The sequence below is a fragment of the Floccifex sp. genome, from assembly GCF_051873495.1.
In the GTDB taxonomy this organism is placed as follows: domain Bacteria; phylum Bacillota_I; class Bacilli_A; order Erysipelotrichales; family Erysipelotrichaceae; genus Floccifex.
This window is the reverse complement of the sequence record NZ_JBJEEX010000051.1, coordinates 1-24,600: the sequence shown is the minus strand read 5'-3', so window position 1 is coordinate 24,600 and position 24,600 is coordinate 1. Positions and strand designations below refer to the sequence as shown.

Sequence of the window (24,600 nt, the reverse complement as noted above, 5' to 3'; positions counted from 1 at the left end):
AAATTAGTGCTTCCTTCATGATTATAGCACAAAAGAATACTAAAAAGCTATAAAAGCTTTCTAGTATTCTTTATTTTTAATGACATTAAAACTTGTTTTATATAATCCTATGAAAACAAGTACCATCACAATACTAATCACAATAATACTTAAATTAAATTGAATTAAAGGAACAATCGAAAAAATAACACAAATACAAATTGTTAATAAAATAGTCGCAATCTTACTCTTCTCGGCATCGTATTTTAAACGAAATGGAATCTGGAAACAAACCATTGTATATACAATAGGTAAACAACACAAAGAAACGAAGATAAAATCCATTGTGAATTTATTTTGAATCATCATTGCTACACTACAACCCACTACACCAATCAACCATCCTGTTACACAACAAATCAAACACAACAAGAATTTCTCTTGTACGTATTGTTTCTTTGTTGATGGAAGGGAAAATAGAAAAGGCATTCCATTATCAAATTGATCATAGCTAATGGTTCCGATGGCATTCGTTGATAAAATAAAAGCTAAATACATAACAGCTGTATAGGGAGACAATACATATAAATAAGCACTCACAAATAAAAGAAAAATACTATACAGTGCTTGTCCTTTCATAATTTCTAAATCTTTTATAAATAAACCTTTCATAGTCTTTCTCCTTTTATCATCATGGAAATAAAATCATCAAGGGTGTTGTTTTCAATCACAATCGATGGATAATTCTCAACATAGAATTGTTTTTGATTCGTTAATAAAGAATAACCATAGGCTTCTTTTTTACAACGTAAAATATAACTTGTATCTATTTTATGAAATTGATCTTCACTTACTTTTAATATGGCATAATCACTTAATAAAACATCCATGTCTTCATGAAGTAAAATACGACCATTATCAATCATATAAATCGTATCGCATAGATTTTCAATATCACTGGAAATATGGGTACTAATTAAAATCGCATTATCTTCATCTTTTGACATAAATTCTCTTAATAAATCCAAGATTTCATCACGACTTACTACATCTAATCCTAAAGTAGGTTCATCTAATAATAGAAGCTTGGCATTATGACTCAAAGCACAAATGACTTTAATTTTAGATTTCATCCCAAATGAAAATTCTTTAATTTTTTTATCTTCAGGAAGATGATATTCTTTTACTTTCTTTTGGAAATAATTCTCATCAAATTGAGGATACGTATTCTTCATAATATTTTTAATTTGTTTAATTGATAAATACGAACTATAAAAAGAATCTGATAATACAACACCAATTTGACAACGATCCAATGAAGTTAATTCATCTTTATTCTTATCAAAAAGAAAAATAGAACCACTATCAATGGAAATAATATTTAATATAGATTTATATAAAGTACTTTTACCCGATCCGTTTTTACCAATTAAACCCGTAATCATTCCCTTAGGAACATGCAAGGAACAATTTAATTCAAAATCAGGATAAGATTTCACAACGTTATTTATTTTAATCATCTTTCTTCCTCCAAAATAAGTGCAACTAAATCACATAATTCTTCTTTTGATATGCCATTTTGTAGTGCACTAGAAAAAACTTGTTCTAACTCTTTTTGTGTCTTCGTTAATTGTTCTTCTTTCATTAATGAACAATTAATTTCCTTAACATAACTACCTTTTCCATGAACCGTTTGAATAAAACCAGTTTGTTCTAAGTTGTCATAGGCTTTTTTAACTGTTAAAGCACTGATTTTTAATTCATTGGCTAAGCCACGAACCGATGGTAAGGCATCATTTTCATTTAATTCATGACTGATAATTTGATTTTTTATTTGATTCACGATTTGTTCATAAATAGGAATCATACTTGAATGGTTAATAATAATTTTCATAGGTACCTCTATAAACAGTATATAACAGTATATAACACATAACAATATCAAAATCTTATTTTTTAAAATAAAAAAGATGATAAAATAAAGAAGGAGGTATCATTTATGAGTGATTTAGATCAAGTAAAAGGGAATTTAATTGTATCTTGCCAAGCTTTACCAGATGAACCGCTTCATTCATCATTTATCATGGGAAGAATGGCTCTAGCAGCCTATCAAGGAGGAGCCAAAGGAATTCGTGCCAATACGGTTGCGGATATTGAAGAAATTAAAAAGAATGTTGATTTACCAGTTATTGGAATCATCAAAGAAGTGTATGGAGATTCACCGGTATACATTACGCCAACAATGAAAGAAGTTGACGCTTTAATGGAAATCAAACCAGATATCATTGCCGTTGATGCGACTTGTCGTATTCACCCCGATGGAAAAACAATTGATGAATTCTTTAAAGATATTAAAGTTAAATATCCAAATCAATTATTAATGGCCGATTGTGCAACACCAGAAGAAATGGTTCATGCCGATGAATTGGGATTTGATTTCATTGGAACAACTTTAGTTGGTTATACAGAACAATCAAAGGGAATGAAAATTGAAAACGATGACTTCAAAATTATTCGTGATTTATTAGCGGTTTGTAAACATAAAGTCATTGCCGAAGGAAATATTGATACACCAGAAAAAGTAAGACGTGTATTAGATTTGGGATGTTATAGTTGTGTAGTTGGATCTATTATTACTCGTCCACAAGTTATCACAAAACGCTTTGTTGATGCGATTAAAAAATAAATAATATGAAGATGCTTCAAAATGAAAGGAAGCATCTTTTTTTAAAAGAAATTTATATGAATAGTGTATAATAAAGAAAGGAGTCAAAAAAATGTTAGAAAAAAATCAATTGGAAACATTGCTTTCTCTTTGCCTTGATAGTAAAGCTGATTTTGCGGAAATCTTTGAAGAAGAAACAACATCGGAATCCATTAATTTATTAAACGGAATTGTGGAAGACGTTGATCTAACGAATCGAAAAGGAATTGGAATTCGCATTTATTGTGGATGTCAATCCGTATATGGATATACCAATGATTTAGAAATGGAATCTTTAATTGAATTCACAAAATCTTTAAAAGAAGCATTTGGAAACGAACAAAAAAATTGTCAAATTACTTTAAAAGAAGAAACAATCGAAAATAAACATAAAATAGAAATCAATCCCTTTGATGTTGAACTAAAAGATAAAGTGAAATTACTTAAAAAAGCCAATCGCTATGCACATTGTGATGGACGTATTTTTAAGGTGCAATGTAACTTGTTAAGCGTATGTCAACACGTTCAAATCTCTAATACTAAAGGAAAACTCGTACAAGATACCCGAATTCGTACGCGCCTTCCAATTAGTGTTTATGCCAAGGAAAACGACAAAATGCAATCCGGTTTTGAAGGACCTGGAGCAAGTAGTGGATTGGAATACTTCAGTGATGAATTCATCAAAGAAAAAGCTAGAGAAGCGAGTCGAGTTGCCTTAGTCAACTTAGAAGCGAAAGATTGCCCATCTGGAAAGATGCCAGTCATTATTGATAATGGATTTGGAGGCGTTATTTTCCATGAAGCATGTGGACATGCCCTTGAAGCTAGCGCTGTAAGTAAAAATCAAAGTGTTTTTGCGAATAAATTAAATACCCAAATCGCAAGTAGTAAAGTAACCGCTATTGATGATGGTACCATTCCTAATGGATGGGGATCTCAAAACGTAGATGATGAAGGAAATCCGCAACAAAAGCGTGTTCTTATTAAAGATGGAATTCTTGTATCGTATATGGTTGATCAATTAAATGGACGAAGAATGAATATGGAATCAACAGGATCTTCAAGAAGACAATCTTATAAATATGAACCAACATCACGTATGTCAAATACCTATATCGCAGCTGGAGACGATGACTTTGAAGAAATGTTTGAAGGCATTGAAAAAGGATTGTATGCCAAAAAAATGGGTGGAGGAAGTGTCAATCCTCAAACGGGAGAATTTAATTTTGCGGTAAATGAAGGATATTTAATTGAAAATGGTAAAATCACATATCCAGTTAAAGGAGCTACTTTAATTGGAAGTGGAGCTGAAATATTAATGAACATTGACCGTGTGGGGAAAAATCTAGCCCGTGCTCAAGGAATGTGTGGAGCAAGTTCAGGAAATGTTCCAACCGATGTCGGACAACCCGCTATTCGTGTTTCTTCTATTACGGTAGGAGGTACATGCAATGAATAAACAAAAATGGATTTTAAAAGCACAAGAATTAGGAATTCAAGAATTTGAAATCTATCAGAATTTATCTTATGAAAAAGAAGTGACTTGGTTTAATGGCACAATGGATAAATTTGAAACAAGTAAAGTATTGGGAACCTATATTCGTGGAATTATTGATGGCAATATGTCCAATATGTATCTAGAACAAGTCGATGATGACAATTGTGATTACATTCTTCATCAATTAATCAATCAAATATCGATTATTAACTCTAAAGAAAAAGATACAATACGACAAGCTGAGAATATTGAACCCATAAAAAAAGACACACAATGGCTTACACCATCAATGGATGATGTCTACAAAATCATGGAACAACTAGAAAAGAAGACACTTGAATACGATGAAAGAGTTATTCAAGTCGCTCATGAATCTTGGAATGAAGCCAAAGAAACCATTTCAATTACTAACTCCAAAGGAATTGATTTAGTTGATGAAGACCAGCTTCAATACTTAGCTATGTCTGTTGTCGTGCAACAAGGACAAGAAATTAAAGACTATACCGAAATTGAAATCTTACCTGATTTATCACAATTTAAAATGGACGAATTTATTTCAAGAACGGTTGATAAAGCGCTATTGAAATTAAATTCAAAATCATATCCATCTATGACATCACCCGTGATATTCACAAGTGATGCGATGCGTTCTTTATTTTCTAGTTTTATGGGATTGTTTAGTGGCGATTTAATTCATAAAGGACTATCTTGTTTAAAAGGAAAAGAAAATACCCAAATCTTTTCGAAAGACATTACCATTATCGATAACCCAAGAAATTTAGATGCCCTTTGTGTAAGAAGCTTCGATGATGAAGGATGCCCAACAAGTAAAAAAACACTTGTGGACCAAGGTGTCTTTAAATTAGCGCTACAAAGTACGAAATCCGCCAATCGTTTAGGACTAGAAAGCACAGGAAATGGCTTCCGTTCTGGAAGTGACATTGCGGTTCAACCTTTGAATTGTTGTATTATGCCTCAAGATCATTCTTTTGAACAAATGTGTGAACAAATGAATGAAGGACTCGTCATTGAAAGTGTAACGGGACTTCATGCTGGAATTGATTTTGTGAGTACGAATTTTAGTCTACAAGCAAGTGGATATTCAATAAAAAATGGAAAAAGAAATCAAAGTATATCATTAATTACAGTTGCCGGTAATTTCATGGAATTAATGAATGATGTAGAAATGATAGGAAATGACTTGGATTGGAAGTATCATACCATTGCTTGTCCAAGTATATATTTTAAAAAATGTGCAATAAGTGGAGAATAAAAATATGGCAGAATTTAATAATGAAAAACTAAGAGACGTTTTAAGAGATTATCGTCAAAACCCAACCCAAGAAAATGTAAATCGTATGGGAACTACGTTACAAACAGCGAGTATCTTAATTCCTTCAATTTGGGATAAAGAACCAAAAGTAGGACCAAATGGACAAATGTTGTTTCAAGAAAACACCCAATTTCAGTTCGCAATTCTACAATTAAAAAACGAACAAAAATTTATTGTTGCCTTTACATCTTATTATGACTATAAACACTGGGACACAGAAAAACGCTTTAAACCAATGGTTTTACCTTTAACTCGTTTTATGAAATTAATTAAAAATGTACCAGATGATATTAAAGGTATTTTTATCGATCCAACGGATGTCAAAATCCCATTGGATATGAATTTCTTACATCAAGTAGAGGCAAGAGAAACAGCCCAACATACTTCGATGAAGAAAAGAGAATTTAAAGCGAATGAAACATTAAAAATTAAAGAAGCTGAACAGGCAAAGGAATTAAAACAATCAATGATTCGTTTTGCGCAAAACGAACCATCTATTCGTGCTATTTACTTGAAAGAAAGATTAGTAGAAAAAGAAGGAACGCATTGGTTAATTGTGGTCGATATGGAACAAGAAAATCCACAAATGTTCCAGGCATTGGGTTCTTTTATTCATCCATATGATGAAAATAAAGAAATGGAATTTATGTTTGCGTCCCATCCTATTAGTCAAAAAATCATCGAAAATTCAAAGCCAGTTTATAGTAAAAATGAAATGGCCTAACTATATTTTAGAAATACTTGAAACCCTGAACCAAAAAGGGTTTCAAGCTTATTTAGTGGGAGGATGCGTTCGTGATCAAGTATTAAATATTGAATGCCATGATTACGACATAACTACCGATGCCACTCCCCAACAAGTATTAGATTTATTTCATTCCAGTGCAAGTTGTGGTATGAAACATGGAACTATCATCGTTCAAAAAGAAACAGATGTAGAAATCACAACTTTTCGTAAAGAATCAAATTATACCGATCATAGACACCCTGATTCGGTTACCTTTGTACAAGACCTTTCACAAGACTTAAAGCGAAGAGACTTTACCGTGAATGCTTTGGCATATAATCCCCAAACAGGAATAATTGATTTATTTCATGGTCTAGAAGATTGTCAAAATAAAATTATTCGTACGATTTCAGATCCCAATGAATCCTTTAATGAAGATGCCTTACGTATGTTAAGGGCTTTTCGTTTTTGCGCAAAACTTCATTTTGAAATGGACGAACATACATTCCAAGCTATCAATCATCATGCCCAAGATATTCAATATATTTCCAAAGAAAGAATTCATGAAGAATTGACGGAAATACTTTATTATGACCCTTTTCAAATTGAAAAAATGGTGGACTTATTGTATCCTATTATTCCTGAATTAAAGGAAAGTCAGCAATGCACACAAAATTCCATTTATCACTTTACCAATGTCCTTCATCATTCTTTATTAGCTATTTCATATTTACCAGAATTTGATGAAACATTGGCCTATACTTTATTGTTCCATGACCTAGGAAAACCGAAAGCGAAAACAACGAAAAATGGAATAGATCATTTCAAAAAACATCCTCTTTATTCAATGGAAATTGCGAAACGTCTTTGTGAAGAATTAAAGATGACTTCTTATCAAAAAGAAGTGATTCCTACTCTTGTTTATTATCACGATGATGGATTTAAAAAAGGAATGGATTCCATTTATTATTTTCGCATTGAATTAGGATGGAATGAAAAAATGATGGATGATTTAATCACAATACGACGATGTGATTTACTAGCGCATTCTAAAAAAGGACAAGAAACATTAAAACAATTAGATGAATTTGTATTGTTGTATGAACAAGTAAAGAAGTCATCTATTTTTAATGTGAAGGAATTAGATATTAATGGAAATGATATTATTTCGAATACCAATTTAAAAGGAAAACAAATCAAAGAAGCACTAAATGCTTGTTTAAAATATTGTTTTTATCATCCTGAACAAAATAAAAAAGAATTATTATTAGAGTATATTGGAGAACTATGGAGTTAATTATTATTATTTTATTGATTGTATTGATACTATGTGTATTATTTCTTATTTTTGAAATTAAAAATAAAGAAAACCAAATGAATCAATCAAATCACTATATTCAAAATATGGAACAAGACCTTAAGAAAATGAATCAAGTCATGACGAATGTCAAACAAAGAGGAAACTGGGGAGAATATCAGTTATCGTATTTATTGGGCATATATGCCGCTGATAATGAAGAAGTCTATAAAATGCAGTATATCCTAGACAACAATAAAATAGTAGATGCAGCTTTGTTTTTACCAGGAACTGAAAAAGTATTGTGTATTGATTCTAAATTTCCTATGGAAAATTATTTAAAAATGAATGAAGATAAAGAAAACCAAGAGTATTATTTTCGTTTATTTAAAAATAATATAAAAAAACACATTGATGATGTTTCAACGAAATACATCACACCCTATACAGCCAATCAAGCTATTTTATTTATTCCGAGTGAAGCTATTTATCAATTTATTTGTTCTAAGAGCTCTGATTTATTTCAATATGCTTTAAATCAACACGTATTATTAGCTTCACCGACAACGCTAATTGGAATTATTTATACATTGATTTCCTCTACTAAAGATTTTTATCGTCAAAGTCATGTCGAAGAAATTGAACAAGATTTAGAGGCGCTTCTACAAGATGTGGATCGTTTACTTCTTCGTTGTGATAAAGCACAGAAAAATTTAAATAATCTACAAGAACAATATCAAATGATTTATACTTCCAGTCAAAAAATTGGAAAACGAATTCAGAAAATCACGAAAGGAGAATTATGATGATCACAACACTTAAAGGAGATATTTCCAGGCTTGATTTTGATGTCATTGTCAATCCAGCAGGAAAAGACTTAATGCCTGTAGAAGGTGTATGTTCACAAATCTTTGCTCGTGCTGGACAAGGACTCATTGATGAATGTCAATCTTTAAAAGGTTGTGATGTTGCCATGGCAAAATTAACGAAAGCCTATGATCTTCCTTGTCAGGCCATTATTCATGTTGTAGTTCCTACTTTTGTGAATATGGAAGGAGAAAAAGAAATATTGGAAGCTTGTTTCTGGAATGCTTGTGCCCAAGCCTATAGCTATGCCCGTGAACATGAATTAGAACAATTAATGGTGGCTTTTCCAGTATTAGGAAGTGATCGTGGCTATGATAAAAGACAAGCATGTGAAATTGGTGTCAGAACCATTCGTAAGTTATTTAGAGAATATCCGGATACAAAGTGCATTGATGTTGTCTTTGTTTGTGATGACCAAGAAGTATATAGCTATATGAAAGAGGAATTGAAACATGCGATCATTCGTTGATTTATCTCATGATTTTTTAAAACCTGTCCTCCATTATCAAGCTATTTGTGTGGATGCGACATTAGGAAATGGTTTAGACAGTCGTTTCTTTTTATCACAGAAAGTAAAGAAAGTCATTGCCTTTGAAGTACAACAAGAAGCTATAGATAAAAGTAATATTCAAGATACTCATTTTGAGGTTCATTTAATGGGACATGAACACATGGATGAAGTCATTCATCAAGAAGTTGATGCGATGATTTTTAACTTTGGATATTGTCCCGGACTAGATGAAAGTATTCATACGAATGTGAATACAAGCTTAGAAGCTGTAAAAAAGGGTTTGGCTTTATTAAAGAAAAAAGGAAGAATGGCATTAGTTTTTTATCCTCATGATCAAGGACAACAAGAAGCACAAGAAATAGAAAGTTATTTAATGTCTTTGAATTCGAATCAATATATGATCCTAAAAACAAAGTTAATGAATCGTAAGAGTCCTTACTTAGTGGGAATTGAAAAAATTCGTTAGTTATTTGTGATATAATAAGTACGCAAGATAGTACGTAAGATAGTACGCAAGATGAAGGAGAATTTTTATGGATGCATATAAACCGCCTTTCACAATCACAAATAAAATTTTATCTTTGGTGTCGTCGATTTCAGAAAAACTAGGCCGTATTGTTACGATAAATGAACTTGAATCTAAACCACATTTAAGAAAAAATAATAAAATAAAATCCATTCATTCTTCTCTAAAGATTGAAGCGAATTCTTTAACACTAAATCAAGTTTATGATGTAATTGATGGAAAAGCTGTTTTAGGAGAACAAAAAGAAATACAAGAAGTAAAAAATGCGTATGAGGCCTATGAGCATATAGGCGAAATCAATCCATTTAATATCCAAGACCTAAAAAAGTTTCATGGTATTATGACCAAGTATTTAGTAAAAGAATCAGGTCGATTTCGTTCCGGTGAAGAAGGTGTTTTTAGTGGGGATAAATGTATTTTTATGGCACCTCCTGCCCAATTTGTACCACAACTTATGGATGATTTGTTTGGTTGGATGAACGATGTAAAAGGTGAACTTCATCCTTTGATTTTAAGTAGTGTATTTCATTATGAATTTGTTTTTATTCATCCTTTTTCCGATGGCAATGGACGAATGGCTAGACTATGGCAAACAGCTATTTTGAAAGAATGGAAGCCAATATTTGAATTTATTCCTATTGAAAGTCAAATAGAAAAATTCCAGGAAGGTTATTATGATGCGATTTCTAAATGTTATAAAACGGGGGAATCTACAATTTTTATTACTTTTATGTTGGAACAGATTGATCAAATATTAGATGAAATTATGAAGCAAGTAAATCAAGACGATAATCAACCTGTGTATAAACTTCTTAGTGTAATGGAATGTGGCATCTCGTATTCTACGCAAATGCTTATGAAAAAAATGGGTTTAAAATCAAGAGAAGGATTTAGAAGAAACTATCTTCGCCCCGCCATTGAATTAAAGTTAATCAAAATGACGATTCCAGATAAACCAAATAGTAAAAATCAAAGATATATTAAAGTGTAAGCAGCAAGTCTGCTTATTTTTTATTTGCACGCTTTCATTAAATGATATAACATTAAAAAAGAGGACAAAAATATGGAGATTAAAGAAGCTAGTTTATTTCATGAATTTAAAGGCGATATTCAAGGAAAAGTTGAATGTTCAAAAAAACTGTATAAAGACGCGAAAAGTTTTTATAAAACAGTGGATGAATCATTAAGTGATGATACGATTATGTATGAAGTTAGTGTTGTGAATTCGGACTATAAAACAGAAGGACACTTAAATTGGGGAATTAGTTTATTACATCCTGTTTTAGTAAATGGTGAATGTAACATGACAAGAGGACACTTTCACGAAGACTTAAATTGTGAAGAATATTATTGGTGTGCTAGTGGAAGTGGGCTATTAATGTTGATGGATGAAAATGGAAAAACGTGGTGTGAACAAATGAAAGAAGGAAGTCTTCATCGTATTGATGGAGCCCATGCACATCGTTTAATTAATACATCCAATGAAGACCTAAAAGTCATCTGTGTTTGGAATGCCAATGCAGGACATGACTATAGTCGTGTGGAACAACATCCATTTCAATATCGTTTATTTAAAAGAAACGATGAAATTTGTGTTGAAGAAATATAATTTTTTTTGAATACGAAAAAAGAAGCGCTTACAGATTCGAATTCAAAATAAAAAACTTTGTTTTTTGGATAAAAATCAAAAAAATAAAGTAATTTTACACTCTTTCATGCATAATGACGATGCAAGAAGGAGTGATAAATATGTTGTACGCAACCCACTATGAACCAGAAGAATTTGTAGAATTAATCTACAAAAAGAATCTAAAAGTATTTGAAAGAGTTTATGTACTTGAGACGAGTATTGCGGGTGTTGTATACATGTGTCGAGACGATGAAAATTTATATTATATGGATCGTTTCATTCCTACATCACAAAAGAAAGATGCACTTAAGAAACAAGATGCTTATAAATTACATCAAGAACTCTATGCCAAAATTAATTTAGATGAAAAAATGAGAAGGAAGAACTATGAGTATTATTTATAAAGGAAGAGAAATTAAATACATTGCCAGTGATTTAGATGGAACTTTATTGTTTGATGAAGGACATGAATTAGAACAGGAAGTATATGATGTTATTGAAAAAATAATTGATAAAGATGTTTTATTTATTGTAGCCAGTGGTAGAACCTATACGAATGAATTAGAAATCATGGAACCATTAAAAGATAAAATATCATTTATCGCATCCAATGGAGTGACTTGTTACCACAAAGGAAAACAATTATTTGATAATGTGATTGATAAAGAACACGCATTAAAAATATTTGAATTAGTCAATGAAAAACAATTAGGTCATTTATTTGTATCTTGTAACAGTCAATTGTATTCCGCCTCGAAAGATGAAAAGTTTATTCATCATATGAATGAAGACCTTCATTTATATATGAAATTAGTTGATGATTTAAATGAAATTAATCAACCAATTGATAAAATATCCATCTTTAACGAAGACGGATACCAAAGTGTTCTACCAACTTTAAAAGATGGACTACCAGATATTAAAGTGGTATCCAGTGGAAATCAATGGATTGATTTTTTACCTTTTGGAGTCAATAAAGGAAACGCTCTAAAACATTTATTAAATGAAGTAGGACTTCAATTAGAAGATGGAATGGCTTTTGGAGATCAAGACAATGACATTGAAATGGTTAAAGAAGCGGGTATAGGATTTGGAATGAAAACAGGAACGTCTTCATTAAAAGCATCGGCAGATGAAATCGTAGATAGTGCTATTGAAAAATTAAAGGAAATTGTCGCTTAAACAATTTCCTCTTTTTTTTTTACATATGTTTCTTTAATACATCAAAATATACATTTCCATATTTTAATAAATTATTGTGGAAATCCATATCGGACATCTTTTGGTCTTTTAAATTAAGAATTTGTAGATATCCATAATAATAAGATAAGAAAGTCGTTGGATTATCGGCTACTTGATTATAAATAGTACTCATATCCATTCCATATTGAGAATTTAATTCATCAAGAGTTAAACCATTGTAGTTGATTTCAATATCAAGTAAAGCCGTTAAATAGAAATTCATTTCCGATTCTAATTTATATAAAGTTGTATTTAAATCCAAATAATTCAAAGCATAGATTTGAGCATAGGTCGCATATCCTTCTGCTAAACCAGAATTATCAAATAAAAATTGAATTGGATATTCTAAGTTTTCCGCATTGTATTGAGCTTGATACATATGACCCGTAATTCCTTCATGAGCTAGAGTTGTATATAATTCAATATCTGTAGTATCTTTTCCATAGTCTCTTTGATTATATCGAATTTGATATGGAAGCGTATTATCTAAACTAGGAATCACAAAATAAGCTACTATTCCATCGGTACTTTGATCATCGTCTAATGGAGTTAGTTCATAGTTCATGTCTTTTACTTCAGGGAAATAGCTTTTATAGTTTTCATTTAAAAAAGTTAATATTTCTTCAGCTGAATTAAAAGAAGTTGAAATTGGATCTGTTTCAATTTCAGTATAAGTATAGTTATACAATACGTCTGTTAAAGCATCTTGTAACTGTTCTTGAATATCTTCAATCGAAGTTGTTGTACCTGTTGCTTTTTCAACCAATAATTCATAGTATTCCAAACCATTTTCTGTATTATATAAACCCGTAACAGGTTGAACTTTATCTTTTAAAGATACAATCGTATCTAATAAAGATTGATAAGAAGGGAATACATATTGTTGTATAGAATCATGAATTTGTGTTTTATATGATTCTTTATTATCAATTGAAAGGGCATCGACTTCTTTTATAAGTTCTTTAGTTATACTTGAATTATCTTTGGAAGCAAGTGTTTCTTGAATAGAACTTGTTACGGTATCATAATCAAAACGAAGCATATTTTGATTGGCTTGTTCTTTGATATAAGAAATCACTTCATCCATGTATCTAGGCGTATCTTGAATTAGAATTAATAAATCTTGAATGTCTTTTTCATTTCGTAATACATATTCGCTAAAGAATGTGATTAAATTTTCATGAATACCACCCATACTACTTAAAACATTTGTGCTATACATGAACTTTTCATCATTCATTTTTAATTCCCAATTTAATTCTTTTTCTAATTCATCATAAATTACTTTTTGAGTAGTATCTAAGTCATTATATTTAAAAGATTTTAAATCATCGAGTGTTTGTTCAACTTGTTTTGTTGTATCTTCATTTACGTGTCCTAATGAAATTTCAACATTATTAGTATCAATGCCATAGTTTTCGGGATTTTCTAGGTATTGATGCATTGTTGTATAGTCACTTTCCATTTCGTTAATGAAATAATCATTGCAGAAGTCAATAAATTGTTTATTTGGACCTTCAACTTTTGTTGTACATCCACTTAATAAACAAAGCGATAAAATAATAGATAGTAGTTTTTTCATAGTCATCTCCTTTTTTTTTAAAAAAAACGGGTGACTTAAATGTCATCCGTTATTTCCTTTTTATAAACAATCATTTGATCAATATGATGACGAACCATGTTTTTGACATGTACATGAATTTGTTTAAGATCAATATCAAATCCTGTTCCATCTTCAGGAATTTTTCCATAACAATCCAATATATAGCCACCAATGGTTTCAAATTCATCAACTGGTAAAGTAATATTTAAAGCTTCACAAACTTCTTCTAAATCAGCGGTTCCTTTAATTAAAAATTTATTAGGCGCTAATTTTTGAATATCTTCTGGTTCAATCGAATCATCTTCTTCATTCATTTCCCCTAAGATTGTTTCAATGATGTCGTGTAACGTAACAATTCCATTCATTCCTCCATATTCATCTAATACAATCGCAAAATATGTTTTTTTCTGCTGCATTTGACGGAATAAGTCATCGGTTTTCATGTTCTCAGGAACAAAGAATGGTTTGTCCACAGCTTTCTTTAAAATGGTATCCATGGATGGTTTAGATAAACGAAAATAATCGCGTGTATCTAAGACCCCAATGATATCGTCTTCATCTTGTTGGTAGACAGGATAGAAAGTATGACGGTTATTTAAAATAATAGTATGCCATTCTTTAATATCGTCTTCTAAACTAAGGGCAATGACTTCGGAGCGATGAGTACAGATTTCATCAACATTGGTATCATCGAATTCAAATATATTTTCAATGTATTCTTTTTGTGGTTCTTCAAGATTTCCACTTTCACTTGAGGCACTAATAAGCTCACGAATATCTTCTTCACTGATTTCTTGTGGTTTTACGACTTTGATTTTTAAGAAAAAAGTAAAAATTGATAAGAAAGGATAAATTTTAAAGAAGGATTGGACCATCTTTAATTGAAATTTATCAGATCTTGATAAAGTCCATATTTTTACTAATTTTTCAAAGATTAAAAAATACACATAACCATAAATAAATAAAAATAAAACAAAATATAGTTTATTTAAATATGGCTTTAATAAAATGAGTGAAACCATAAGCATTCCGATAATCAACATTAATTGATACCAGGAAATGGTTGTTAGTATGGAATCGGTTTTCTCATTTTTAGAATCATATTCAAATAGGGTATAAACCATCGCAAAATAAAAAGACAACAAAAATAGTAAAACTAGAATCCACGGGCTCATATGCGAACTCCTGTTTCTATGGGAATCGAATCATCATTTGTCATGTAATATATTCTCCTTTATTTATATATACAAATGTATCATTTATCATTCAATTAATCAATTTTCAAGAAAAGCTTCCATAATGGCTTTACGAGTAATGATACCAATAAAAATATTACGATCATCTACAACCGGAACATAGTTTTGTTTTAAAGATTGTTGTAGAACATCGGGAATGGAAGTTGAAATGGAAACCGCTGGCATAAAGTCTTTTCGAATAATTGTTTTTAATGGTTTATCCATATCAACGTTTTCTTGTGTCACATACCATAAAAAATCACCTTCGGTAACAGAACCAATATAAGCTCCTTCTTTATCAATGACAGGAATGGCGGTGTAACCTGTTTTTTTCATTTCTTCTAGTCCTTGTTTAATGGTTAAAGAACTATTTAAATAGAAGACATCTCCTTTCTTTTTTAGAAAAAAGAAAATGTTATCTTTCATGTAAAATCACCTCAATATTATTGTATATAAATTTAAAAATAAATTGTCAAATAATTATGGTAAATTAAATTATAAGTGGCATTGAAAAATGTATATCTTGTGATAAAATAGTCTAAGAAAATTTGGAGATATCCAAAATTTTGTATAGTTAGGAGGATTCTTTAATGAATAAACATTCGTTACTGTCCATGAAAGATTTATCTACTGACGATATTTTTAGTATTCTTAATGATGCTAGACTTTTTAATAATTCCTATAAAGATTGGCAATTTCCTTTTAAAAAGGCATTGGTTGCTAATCTTTTTTTTGAGCCTAGTACACGTACTCATTTTTCCTTTGCGAGTGCGCAACATCAATTGGGATGTCAAGTAGAAGACTTTAATGCAGAAACATCTAGTGTACAAAAAGGGGAAACCTTATATGATACAGTAAAAACATTTGAAGCAATTGGATATGACTGTCTAGTCATTCGTCATCCTAAAGATGAATATTTTAAATACTTAGAAGGAATTAATATTCCTATTATTAATGCCGGGGATGGAGCTGGAAACCATCCAACTCAATGTTTACTTGACCTATTAACAATCTATGATGAATTTGGAACATTTGAAAACTTAAATGTAGTCATTGTTGGAGACATTTTACACTCACGTGTAGCCGCAAGTGATAAAGACGCTCTAAATCGTTTAGGCGCAAATGTTTACTTTGCAGGACCAGAAGAATGGCAAAGAGAAGGGTATCCAACTATGGATTTTGATGAAGCCATTGAATGGGCTGATGTTGTTATGATGCTTCGAATTCAAAAAGAAAGAGGAGCGGCTCCAAATGGTGGAATCGATTATTTAAGTCGCTATGGATTAAATAAAGAACGCTATAGTCGTATGAAAGAACATGCCATTATTATGCATCCAGCTCCATTTAATAGAGGCGTAGAAATCGATGGGGATTTAGTGGAAAGCGAAAAATCTCGTATCTTTAAACAGATGTCAAATGGAGTATTGGTTCGTAAAGCGGTTATGAAACGTGCCTTTGGTTTAGAACCATTTGAGGAGGAAACATGCAAGTAATTCGTAATGGATTGGTCTTAATTGAAGATGAATTAAAGCCATGTGATATTTTATTTGACGAAAACGAAATTATCGATATCCAAGAACACATTGAAGGAGATTACCCTGAAATTGATGCCAAAGGATGTGCCGTACTACCTGGATTTGTTGATGTACATGTACATTTACGTGAACCAGGACACACTGAAAAAGAAACCATTGAAACGGGAACAAAAGCAGCAGCACATGGAGGATTCACAAGTATTTTCTGTATGCCAAATGTAATCCCTTTTCCTGATAATACCGAAACAATGAAAGATTATTTACATTTGATTGATGAAAAGGCTGTTGTTCGTACATATCCATATGCATGTATTACTAAACAAGAAGCTTCTAAAGAAGTTGTTGATATGAAATCTTTATCGCAAATGGGAATTCATTGGTTTAGTGATGATGGGGTAGGAGTAAGTACAAGAGAAGTCATGAAACAAGCCATGGAACAAGCTAAAGATTGTGATGCTATGATTGTAGCTCATACCGAAGATATGGCGTATCGTAAACCAGGAGCGAGTGTTCATGAAAGTGAAGTAACAGCTCAAAAAGGTTGGTTAGGCATTCCAAGTGCATGTGAAAGTGCACAATTAATTCGTGATTTAGGAATTGTAGAAGAAGTTGGATGTAAATATCATGCTTGTCATATTTCGGCTTCAGAAAGTGTTGAAGCTTTAAGACAAGCTAAACAAAAAGGATTGGATGTAACAGGTGAAGTTACGGTGCATCATTTATTATTAGAAGATAAAGATGTACAAGGTCCAAATTGGAAAATGAATCCACCTCTTCGTTCTCATGCCGATCGTATGGCTTTAATTGAGGGATTGGAAAATGGGTCTTTGGATTTTATTGCCAATGACCATGCTCCTCATACACAAGAAGAAAAAAATAAACCAATGGATAAGTGTCCATTTGGAATTGTATCATTAGAAACTTGTTTTTCATTGTTATATACACAATTTGTTGTGCGCGAAAAACGTTGGACATTGGCTCAATTAGTTAATTATATGAGTAAAAAACCAGCTGAGCGTTTTGGATTAGAAAAAGCAGGACAAATCAAAAAAGGATACCAACCGGATTTTGTGATTGTGGATTTAAATGAAGAATATGTAATTGATGCTTCGCAATTTGAGTCTATGGGAAAAAATACACCATTTAATGGATGGCAAGTATTTGGTAAAATAAAACAAACAATTGTAAAAGCTCAAACAGTTTGGAAAGGATAAGAATATGGAAAGATTATTAGTTTTAGAAGATGGTAGTGTTTATCGCGGAACAGCTTTTGGAAGTGATAATTTTAAAATTGGAGAATTGGTATTTAATACTTCAATGACAGGTTATCAAGAAATTTTAACGGATAATTCCTATTGTGGACAAATCGTTATGATGACATATCCATTAATTGGAAACTATGGAATTAACCGTGATGACAACGAAAGTATGGTTCCATGTGTATTTGGATTCGTTATTCGTGATTACTGTGAACATCCAAGTAATTTCAGATGCCTTGAAACATTAGATGAATACTTAAAAAATAAAAATATCCCAGGAATTTATGGAGTGGATACACGTGCAATTACTAAAAAAATCCGTACAGCAGGTACTTTAAAGGCAACTTTAGCCAATGTGGATGCGGATATTGATGCGGTAGTAGCGGGATTAAAAGCAGCGGATTTTATGCACAATCAAGTAGAACTTGTAAGTACCAATCGCATTTTCCCAATTCCAAATCGTGGTAAAAAAGTTGTTTTAATGGACTTTGGAGCTAAACTTGGAATTGTACGTGAATTATCAAAACGTGGATGTGACTTAATTATTGTTCCATATAATACAAGTGCAGACGAAATTATGAAATTCCACCCAGATGGAGTCATGTTATCAAATGGGCCAGGAGATCCAGAAGATGTACAAGTCGCTATTGAAACGATTCGTGAATTAATTCCTCAAACCGTTGTATTTGGAATTTGTTTAGGACATCAATTGATTTCATTGGCATGTGGAGCTAAAACATATAAATTAAAATTTGGACACCGTGGAGCCAATCATCCTGTTGTGAACTTGGCAACAGGACAAGTGGAAATCACAAGTCAAAACCATGGATTTGCCGTTGATATCGATAGTTTAAAAGACACTCGTTTAGAAATGACACACCAAGCTTTAAATGATAAGAGTTGTGAAGGTGTTCGTCACAAAGATTATCCTTGTTTCTCTGTGCAATATCACCCAGAAGCAAGCGCTGGACCAGAAGATAGTCGTTATTTATTTGATCAATTTATTGAATTAATGGAAAAGGAGACTAACAAAAATGCCGAAGAGAAATGATATACATAAAATTTTAGTCATCGGTTCGGGTCCTATCATTATTGGACAAGCCGCAGAATTTGATTATGCCGGAAGCCAAGCTTGTCAATCATTAAGAGAAGAAGGATACGAAGTTGTATTAATCAACTCAAACCCTGCAACCATTATGACCGATACATCGATTGCTGATCGCGTATATATTGAACCATTAACACTTGATTTCGCTAAACGCGTTATCTATAAAGAAAGACCGGATGCGATTTTAGGATCCCTTGGAGGACAAACGGGATTAAACTTAGTCGTTGAATTACACAACGATGGAATCTTAGATGAATTTGGTGTGGAAATTCTAGGAACAGATTTAGATGCCATTAACCGTGCTGAAGACCGTGAATTATTCCGTGCTTTAATGCAAGAAATCAATGAACCAGTACCTGAAAGTGAAATTGTTCATACCGTTGAACAAGCCATTGCCTTTGCGAATAAACAAGGATATCCATTAGTTGTTCGTCCTGCTTATACATTAGGAGGAACAGGTGGAGGATTCGTCGATAATGAAGATGAATTAAAAGAAATCTGTGAAGCGGGATTAAAAATTTCTCCTGTTCATCAATGTTTAATTGAACAAAGTATTGCCGGATTCAAAGAAATTGAATACGAAGTAATGCGTGATGCTAAAAACAATGCCATCGTAGTATGTAACATGGAAAACATTGACCCTGTTGGAATTCATACCGGAGATAGTATTGTTGTTGCACCAGTACAAACTTTAACAGACCAAGAAAATCAAATGTTACGTAACGCATCTTTAAAAATCATTCGTGCTTTAAAGATTTGTGGTGGATGTAACGTACAATTAGCTTTAAATCCAAAGAGTTTTAAATACTATGTAATTGAAGTAAACCCTCGTGTTTCTCGTTCTTCTGCTTTGGCAAGTAAGGCAACAGGATATCCAATTGCCAAAATCAGTGCGAAATTAGCGGTTGGATTGGGATTAGATGAAATTATTAACCCAGTTACTAAATCAAGTTATGCTTGTTTTGAACCGGCTTTAGACTACATTGTTACGAAATTTGCTCGTTTCCCATTTGATAAATTCCCTAATGCGTCTCGTAAATTAGGAACACAAATGAAGGCAACTGGTGAAGTCATGTCAATTGGTCGTACTTTTGAAGAATCGTTCTTAAAAGCAGTTCGTTCATTGGAAATGAAAGTGGATCATTTGTATAAAAAAGATTTTGATGGAATGTCAAAAGATGAATTATATGAAAAAATCAAACGAAATGATGATGAAAGAATCTTTGCGATTGCTCAGTGGATACGAGATGGATATGATTTAGAATCTATTCATAATTTAACGAAAATTGATTATTTCTTCTTATGGCATATTCAAAATATCATTGATTTAGAAAAAGAATGTAAAGATCACAAAGGTGATATTGACGTTTTACGTAAAATTAAAAAAGCTGGTTTCTCGGATAGTTATATTTCCAAAGTATGGAATATGAACGAAAGTGATTTATATAATTTAAGAAAAGAAAATGGTATTGTACCAGTATTTAAAATGGTAGATACATGTGCTTGTGAATTTAGTAGTGCAACGCCTTATTTCTATTCTACATATGAACAAGAAAATGAATTTATTTGTTCGGATCGTAAAAAAATCATTGTATTAGGATCAGGGCCAATTCGTATTGGACAAGGGGTAGAATTTGATTATGCCACTGTTCATTGTGTTGAAACACTTCGTAAAGAGGGATATGAAGCAATCGTTATCAACAATAACCCAGAAACTGTTTCAACAGATTTCTCAATTAGTGATAAATTATACTTTGAACCATTGACAACGGAAGATGTAATGCACATAGTAGAATTAGAAAAACCATTGGGTGTCATTGTACAATTTGGTGGACAAACAGCTATTAACTTAGCGGATTCATTAGAAAAACATGGGGTTAAGATTTTAGGAACTTCACTTGAATCCATTGACTGGGCAGAAGACCGTCATGAATTTGAAAAGATGTTGAAGAAACTAGATATTCCACAACCAGAAGGAGAAACAGCCGTAACTGTTGATGAAGCCTTAGTCATTGCCAATCGTATTGGATATCCAGTATTAGTTCGTCCTTCTTATGTATTAGGAGGAAGAGCCATGGAAATTGTTCATGATGACGATGAACTTCGTGTTTATATGGCAACTGCTGTAAAAGAAATCAGTCATGATGCTCCTATCTTAATTGACCGTTATGTTGTAGGTAAGGAATTAGAAATCGATGCCATTGCCGATGGTGAAAACGTATATATTCCAGGGGTAATGGAACACATCGAACGTGCGGGTATTCACTCAGGAGACTCTATTAGTGTGTATCCAACACAAAGAATTGATGAAAAGACAAAACAAACAATTATTGATTATGCGACACGAATTGGAAAAGGATTTAAATTCGTTGGTCTATACAATATCCAATTCATCGTTGATAAAAACAATCGTGTTTATGTACTAGAAGTTAATCCACGTAGTTCTCGTACAGTACCATTCTTATCTAAGATTACTGGAGTTCCAATGAGCTACATTGCTACAAAATGTGTTTTAGGACAAAGCATTGTAGATCAAGGATTAACACCTGGATATCATCCAGAAGATAAAGGACATGTATATGTTAAAGCACCAGTGTTCTCATTCTCTAAATTACACAAAGTAGATACTGTTTTAGGACCAGAAATGAAGTCAACAGGAGAAGCTTTAGGATGTGATGTAAGTTTAGAAAAAGCATTGTACAAAGCTTTAATTGCTTCAGGTGTAAATATTCCAATGCATGGTTCGGTATTGTTCACAATTTCCGATGAAACAAAGAAAGAAGCTTATGAATTAGCGAAACGTTTCTATGCGATTGGATATGGTATCTATGCTACAGAGGGAACGGCTAATTACTTACAAGAACGTGGTTTATATGTTCACAAAGTTAATAAAATCGATGATGAACAAAATGATTCAGTATTAGATATTATCCGTAAAGGACAAGTTAACTTTGTTATCAACACAATGACAAATAAAGATCGTAAAGTAAATGACGATGGATACATGATTCGAAGAGTTTCAGCTGAAAACAATATTAGTTGTATGACTTCATTAGATACAGCCGAAGCTTTACTTCAAGTATTAGAGTCATTGTCATTCTCAACAATTAGTATGAATGAAATGGGAAAATAAATATGTTAGAAGATGCACGTATTATACAAAATGTAGAGATTGCCAAAGATGTCTACAAAATGGAATTGGAAACAAACATCTGTAAAGAAGCCAAAGCAGGGCAGTTTATTGAAATTACTGTTCCTGGTTTCTTCTTAAGAAGACCAATTTCAATTCATGAAATCAAAGAACATTCAATTGTAATCATTTATAAAGTTCTTGGCCAAGGAACAAAAGAAATGACTACATTAGATGGAACACTTAATATCTTCGGGCCTCTTGGAAATGGTTTTCCAATTGAAGAAAAAGAAGAAGTTTTATGCATTGGAGGAGGAGTTGGTTTACCTCCTTTGTATGAAACAGCGAAACAGTATCTACAACAAGGAACGAAAGTACAAGTTGTAGTTGGTGCCAATGATGAAGCATCACTATTCTTGATTGATGAATTCAAAGAATTGGGTTGTGATGTATATATGGCAACAATGGATGGTTCTAAAGGAAGCAAAGGAACTGTATTAGAAGCAATTAAAGACAATCACATTGAAACGGATTCTATTTTAGCTTGTGGACCTCTTCCAATGTTGAAAGCACTAAATGAAAAATACACAAAAGGATATATTTCTCTAGAAGCTCGTATGGCATGTGGTATGGGAGCTTGTATGGGATGTGTTGTAAAAGATCAAGAAGGACATTCTTTACGTGTTTGTAAAGATGGACCTGTTTTTGAAATCGGAAAGGTGGCACTATAATGGATATTTCAGTTAAACTACCTGGATTGAATTTAAAAAATCCCGTTATTCCTGCAAGTGGATGCTTTGGATTTGGTAAAGAATTTGCCGAAATCTATGATTTATCACTTCTAGGAGGAATTGCGATTAAAAGTGCAACACCTCAAGAACGCTTTGGAAATCCAACACCAAGAATTGCGGAAACACCAAGTGGAATGTTGAATGCCATTGGTCTTCAAAACAAAGGTGTAGATTCAATCATTGAAAATGAACTTCCGTTCTTATCAAAATACGATACAGAAATCATTGCCAATGTTGCCGGAGCCAGTGAAGAAGATTACGTGGAAGTTATTAAAAAATTAAATGACCAACCTGTAATCAAAGCCTATGAATTAAATATTTCTTGTCCGAATGTTAAACATGGAGGAATTGGTTTAGGAACAAATCCTGAATTAGCGGCTCATGTGACAAGAATGTGTAAAGAAGTTGCCACTAAACCAGTTTATGTAAAATTATCACCCAATGTTACCGATATTGTAGCCATTGCCAAAGCTGTAGAAGAAGCAGGTGCCGATGGATTGGTGTTAATTAATACTTTAATGGGAATGCGCATTAATTTAAAAACAGGAAAACCATTGTTAGCTAATGTTACCGGAGGACTATCAGGTCCTGCCATTAAACCGGTAGCCATTCGTATGGTCTATCAAGTAGCCCAGGCGGTATCGATTCCAATCATTGGAGTCGGTGGAATTACTTGTGCTGAAGATGTACTAGAATTCTTAAATGCGGGCGCAAGTGCTGTAGAAGTTGGTGCCCAAAACTTTGTGGATCCAATGGTATGTCCTAAAATTATCGAAGATCTTCCAAAGGTTTTAGAACAATATGGATATTCTTCAATTCAAGAAGCAATAGGAAGGAGCTTTAAATAATGTCAAAAACAATCGTTGCCCTTGATTTTTCTTCTAAAGAAGAAGTAGTAAATTTTTTAAGTCAATTTGATGAACCAATTTATGTAAAAATCGGTATGGAATTAACATATGCATGTGGATTAGATATCGTTAAAACTGTTAAAGATATGGGACATAACATTTTCCTAGATTTAAAATTACACGATATTCCTAACACTGTTAAAGGTGGAATGAAAAACTTAGCTAAATTAGGTGTAGATATTACTAATGTTCACGCTGCTGGTGGAATTGCCATGATGAAAGCAGCTAAAGAAGGTTTAATGGAAGGAGCACAAGGTGGAAAAACACCTTTATGTATTGCCGTAACACAATTAACTTCTACTTCAAAAGAAGCTATGAACGAAGAATTAGGAATTGAAGGAGAAGTTATTGACTGTGTAGTTAAATACGCATTAAATGCTAAAGCTGCTGGATTAGATGGTGTTGTTTGTTCCGTACACGAAGCAAAAGCTATCAAAGAAGCATGTGGACCTGATTTCTTAACAGTAACTCCAGGTATCCGTCTAGCAACTGATTCAGTAGATGATCAAAAACGTGTTGCCACTCCAGCTTATGCCAAAGAACAAGGTTGTGATTACATCGTAGTTGGTCGTTCTATTACTAAATCAAAGAATCCTAAAGAAACTTATGATTTAATTGAAGAAATGATGAAATAATATTCTAAAGTGAACCTCAATGAGGTTCATTTTTTTTGTCTACATAAAACCCCCAGATATTCTGGGGGTCAGGAAAAGCTTT

General features: G+C 32.2%; 25 protein-coding genes. 19 read left to right on the top strand and 6 right to left on the bottom strand.

Translation table 11 applies throughout. The features are described from left to right. Positions 1–60 precede the first annotated feature (60 nt). From ACI313_RS03210 to ACI313_RS03200, 3 genes are read right to left on the bottom strand one after another with little or no spacing between them, the layout of a single operon-like run. Positions 61–651 carry an ABC-2 transporter permease gene (locus ACI313_RS03210; RefSeq protein ID WP_320608884.1) on the bottom strand — a complete coding sequence of 197 codons (591 nt, stop codon included), beginning with the start codon at positions 649–651 and terminating at the stop codon, positions 61–63. Further along, positions 648–1,499: an ABC transporter ATP-binding protein gene (locus tag ACI313_RS03205; protein ID WP_439755258.1), complete on the bottom strand. Its 852-nt coding sequence runs from the start codon at positions 1,497–1,499 to the stop codon at positions 648–650. The genes ACI313_RS03210 and ACI313_RS03205 overlap by 4 nt, the downstream gene beginning before the upstream one ends. After that, positions 1,496–1,873 (bottom strand): GntR family transcriptional regulator, encoded by a 378-nt coding sequence (locus ACI313_RS03200; protein WP_320608882.1) that lies wholly within the window; start codon positions 1,871–1,873, stop codon positions 1,496–1,498. Before ACI313_RS03200 ends, ACI313_RS03205 begins: the two co-directional genes overlap by 4 nt. A gap of 105 nt (positions 1,874–1,978) precedes the next feature. Here ACI313_RS03200 and ACI313_RS03195 point away from each other — a divergent pair, with 105 nt between their 5' ends. The 12 genes from ACI313_RS03195 (at position 1,979) to ACI313_RS03140 (ending at position 12,254) form a co-directional block, all read left to right on the top strand. Then, complete coding sequence (locus ACI313_RS03195; protein ID WP_439755257.1) at positions 1,979–2,665, top strand: N-acetylmannosamine-6-phosphate 2-epimerase; 687 nt, start codon at positions 1,979–1,981, stop codon at positions 2,663–2,665. A gap of 91 nt (positions 2,666–2,756) precedes the next feature. After that, the gene (locus ACI313_RS03190; RefSeq protein ID WP_439755256.1) at positions 2,757–4,142 is read left to right on the top strand and encodes a TldD/PmbA family protein; all 1,386 of its coding nucleotides are present in this window, start codon (positions 2,757–2,759) and stop codon (positions 4,140–4,142) included. Then, entirely contained in the window at positions 4,135–5,454 is a 1,320-nt protein-coding gene (locus tag ACI313_RS03185) for a TldD/PmbA family protein (protein WP_320608879.1), read from the top strand. Before ACI313_RS03190 ends, ACI313_RS03185 begins: the two co-directional genes overlap by 8 nt. A 4-nt stretch (positions 5,455–5,458) precedes the next feature. Continuing rightward, positions 5,459–6,238 (top strand): enhanced serine sensitivity protein SseB C-terminal domain-containing protein, encoded by a 780-nt coding sequence (locus ACI313_RS03180; RefSeq protein ID WP_320608878.1) that lies wholly within the window; start codon positions 5,459–5,461, stop codon positions 6,236–6,238. Continuing rightward, positions 6,225–7,538 (top strand): CCA tRNA nucleotidyltransferase, encoded by a 1,314-nt coding sequence (locus ACI313_RS03175; protein WP_320608877.1) that lies wholly within the window; start codon positions 6,225–6,227, stop codon positions 7,536–7,538. The genes ACI313_RS03180 and ACI313_RS03175 overlap by 14 nt, the downstream gene beginning before the upstream one ends. After that, positions 7,529–8,344, top strand: a complete 816-nt coding sequence (rmuC, locus tag ACI313_RS03170; protein WP_320608876.1) for a DNA recombination protein RmuC — start codon at positions 7,529–7,531, stop codon at positions 8,342–8,344. Before ACI313_RS03175 ends, rmuC begins: the two co-directional genes overlap by 10 nt. Then, positions 8,344–8,874, top strand: a complete 531-nt coding sequence (locus ACI313_RS03165; protein WP_320608875.1) for a macro domain-containing protein — start codon at positions 8,344–8,346, stop codon at positions 8,872–8,874. Before rmuC ends, ACI313_RS03165 begins: the two co-directional genes overlap by 1 nt. Then, positions 8,858–9,382: a tRNA (mnm(5)s(2)U34)-methyltransferase gene (locus tag ACI313_RS03160; protein WP_439755255.1), complete on the top strand. Its 525-nt coding sequence runs from the start codon at positions 8,858–8,860 to the stop codon at positions 9,380–9,382. Before ACI313_RS03165 ends, ACI313_RS03160 begins: the two co-directional genes overlap by 17 nt. Before the next feature lie 67 nt (positions 9,383–9,449). After that, the gene (locus ACI313_RS03155) at positions 9,450–10,433 is read left to right on the top strand and encodes a Fic family protein (RefSeq protein ID WP_439755254.1); all 984 of its coding nucleotides are present in this window, start codon (positions 9,450–9,452) and stop codon (positions 10,431–10,433) included. A gap of 72 nt (positions 10,434–10,505) precedes the next feature. Next, positions 10,506–11,051, top strand: coding sequence for a glucose-6-phosphate isomerase family protein (locus ACI313_RS03150; protein WP_320608873.1), 546 nt, complete (start codon positions 10,506–10,508; stop codon positions 11,049–11,051). Positions 11,052–11,191: 140 nt separating this feature from the next. Beyond that, a complete protein-coding gene (locus ACI313_RS03145; RefSeq protein ID WP_439755253.1) occupies positions 11,192–11,476 on the top strand; it encodes a hypothetical protein in 285 nt (94 codons plus the stop codon). Next, positions 11,460–12,254, top strand: coding sequence for an HAD family hydrolase (locus ACI313_RS03140; RefSeq protein WP_439755252.1), 795 nt, complete (start codon positions 11,460–11,462; stop codon positions 12,252–12,254). Before ACI313_RS03145 ends, ACI313_RS03140 begins: the two co-directional genes overlap by 17 nt. Positions 12,255–12,273: 19 nt before the next feature. Here ACI313_RS03140 and ACI313_RS03135 read toward each other — a convergent pair whose 3' ends face one another. From ACI313_RS03135 to ACI313_RS03125, 3 genes are all read right to left on the bottom strand, one after another. Next, positions 12,274–13,896, bottom strand: a complete 1,623-nt coding sequence (locus ACI313_RS03135; RefSeq protein WP_439755251.1) for a DUF885 family protein — start codon at positions 13,894–13,896, stop codon at positions 12,274–12,276. A 35-nt stretch (positions 13,897–13,931) separates the two neighbouring features. Continuing rightward, positions 13,932–15,092: a hemolysin family protein gene (locus ACI313_RS03130; protein ID WP_320608869.1), complete on the bottom strand. Its 1,161-nt coding sequence runs from the start codon at positions 15,090–15,092 to the stop codon at positions 13,932–13,934. Positions 15,093–15,191: 99 nt separating this feature from the next. Beyond that, complete coding sequence (locus tag ACI313_RS03125) at positions 15,192–15,578, bottom strand: CBS domain-containing protein (RefSeq protein WP_320608868.1); 387 nt, start codon at positions 15,576–15,578, stop codon at positions 15,192–15,194. 164 nt (positions 15,579–15,742) lie between these two features. Here ACI313_RS03125 and ACI313_RS03120 point away from each other — a divergent pair, with 164 nt between their 5' ends. The 7 genes from ACI313_RS03120 to pyrF are packed head-to-tail and all read left to right on the top strand — an operon-like array spanning position 15,743 to position 24,518. Further along, positions 15,743–16,645, top strand: a complete 903-nt coding sequence (locus ACI313_RS03120) for an aspartate carbamoyltransferase catalytic subunit (protein ID WP_439755250.1) — start codon at positions 15,743–15,745, stop codon at positions 16,643–16,645. Continuing rightward, positions 16,636–17,901: a dihydroorotase gene (locus tag ACI313_RS03115; RefSeq protein ID WP_439755249.1), complete on the top strand. Its 1,266-nt coding sequence runs from the start codon at positions 16,636–16,638 to the stop codon at positions 17,899–17,901. Before ACI313_RS03120 ends, ACI313_RS03115 begins: the two co-directional genes overlap by 10 nt. A 4-nt stretch (positions 17,902–17,905) precedes the next feature. Beyond that, the gene (gene carA / locus ACI313_RS03110) at positions 17,906–18,997 is read left to right on the top strand and encodes a glutamine-hydrolyzing carbamoyl-phosphate synthase small subunit (RefSeq protein WP_439755248.1); all 1,092 of its coding nucleotides are present in this window, start codon (positions 17,906–17,908) and stop codon (positions 18,995–18,997) included. Beyond that, entirely contained in the window at positions 18,981–22,187 is a 3,207-nt protein-coding gene (gene carB, locus ACI313_RS03105) for a carbamoyl-phosphate synthase large subunit (RefSeq protein WP_439755247.1), read from the top strand. Before carA ends, carB begins: the two co-directional genes overlap by 17 nt. A 2-nt stretch (positions 22,188–22,189) precedes the next feature. Beyond that, complete coding sequence (locus ACI313_RS03100; protein WP_439755246.1) at positions 22,190–22,915, top strand: dihydroorotate dehydrogenase electron transfer subunit; 726 nt, start codon at positions 22,190–22,192, stop codon at positions 22,913–22,915. Further along, the gene (locus tag ACI313_RS03095; protein ID WP_320608512.1) at positions 22,915–23,823 is read left to right on the top strand and encodes a dihydroorotate dehydrogenase; all 909 of its coding nucleotides are present in this window, start codon (positions 22,915–22,917) and stop codon (positions 23,821–23,823) included. The genes ACI313_RS03100 and ACI313_RS03095 overlap by 1 nt, the downstream gene beginning before the upstream one ends. Continuing rightward, positions 23,823–24,518, top strand: a complete 696-nt coding sequence (pyrF, locus tag ACI313_RS03090) for an orotidine-5'-phosphate decarboxylase (RefSeq protein ID WP_320608513.1) — start codon at positions 23,823–23,825, stop codon at positions 24,516–24,518. The genes ACI313_RS03095 and pyrF overlap by 1 nt, the downstream gene beginning before the upstream one ends. Positions 24,519–24,600 lie beyond the last annotated feature (82 nt).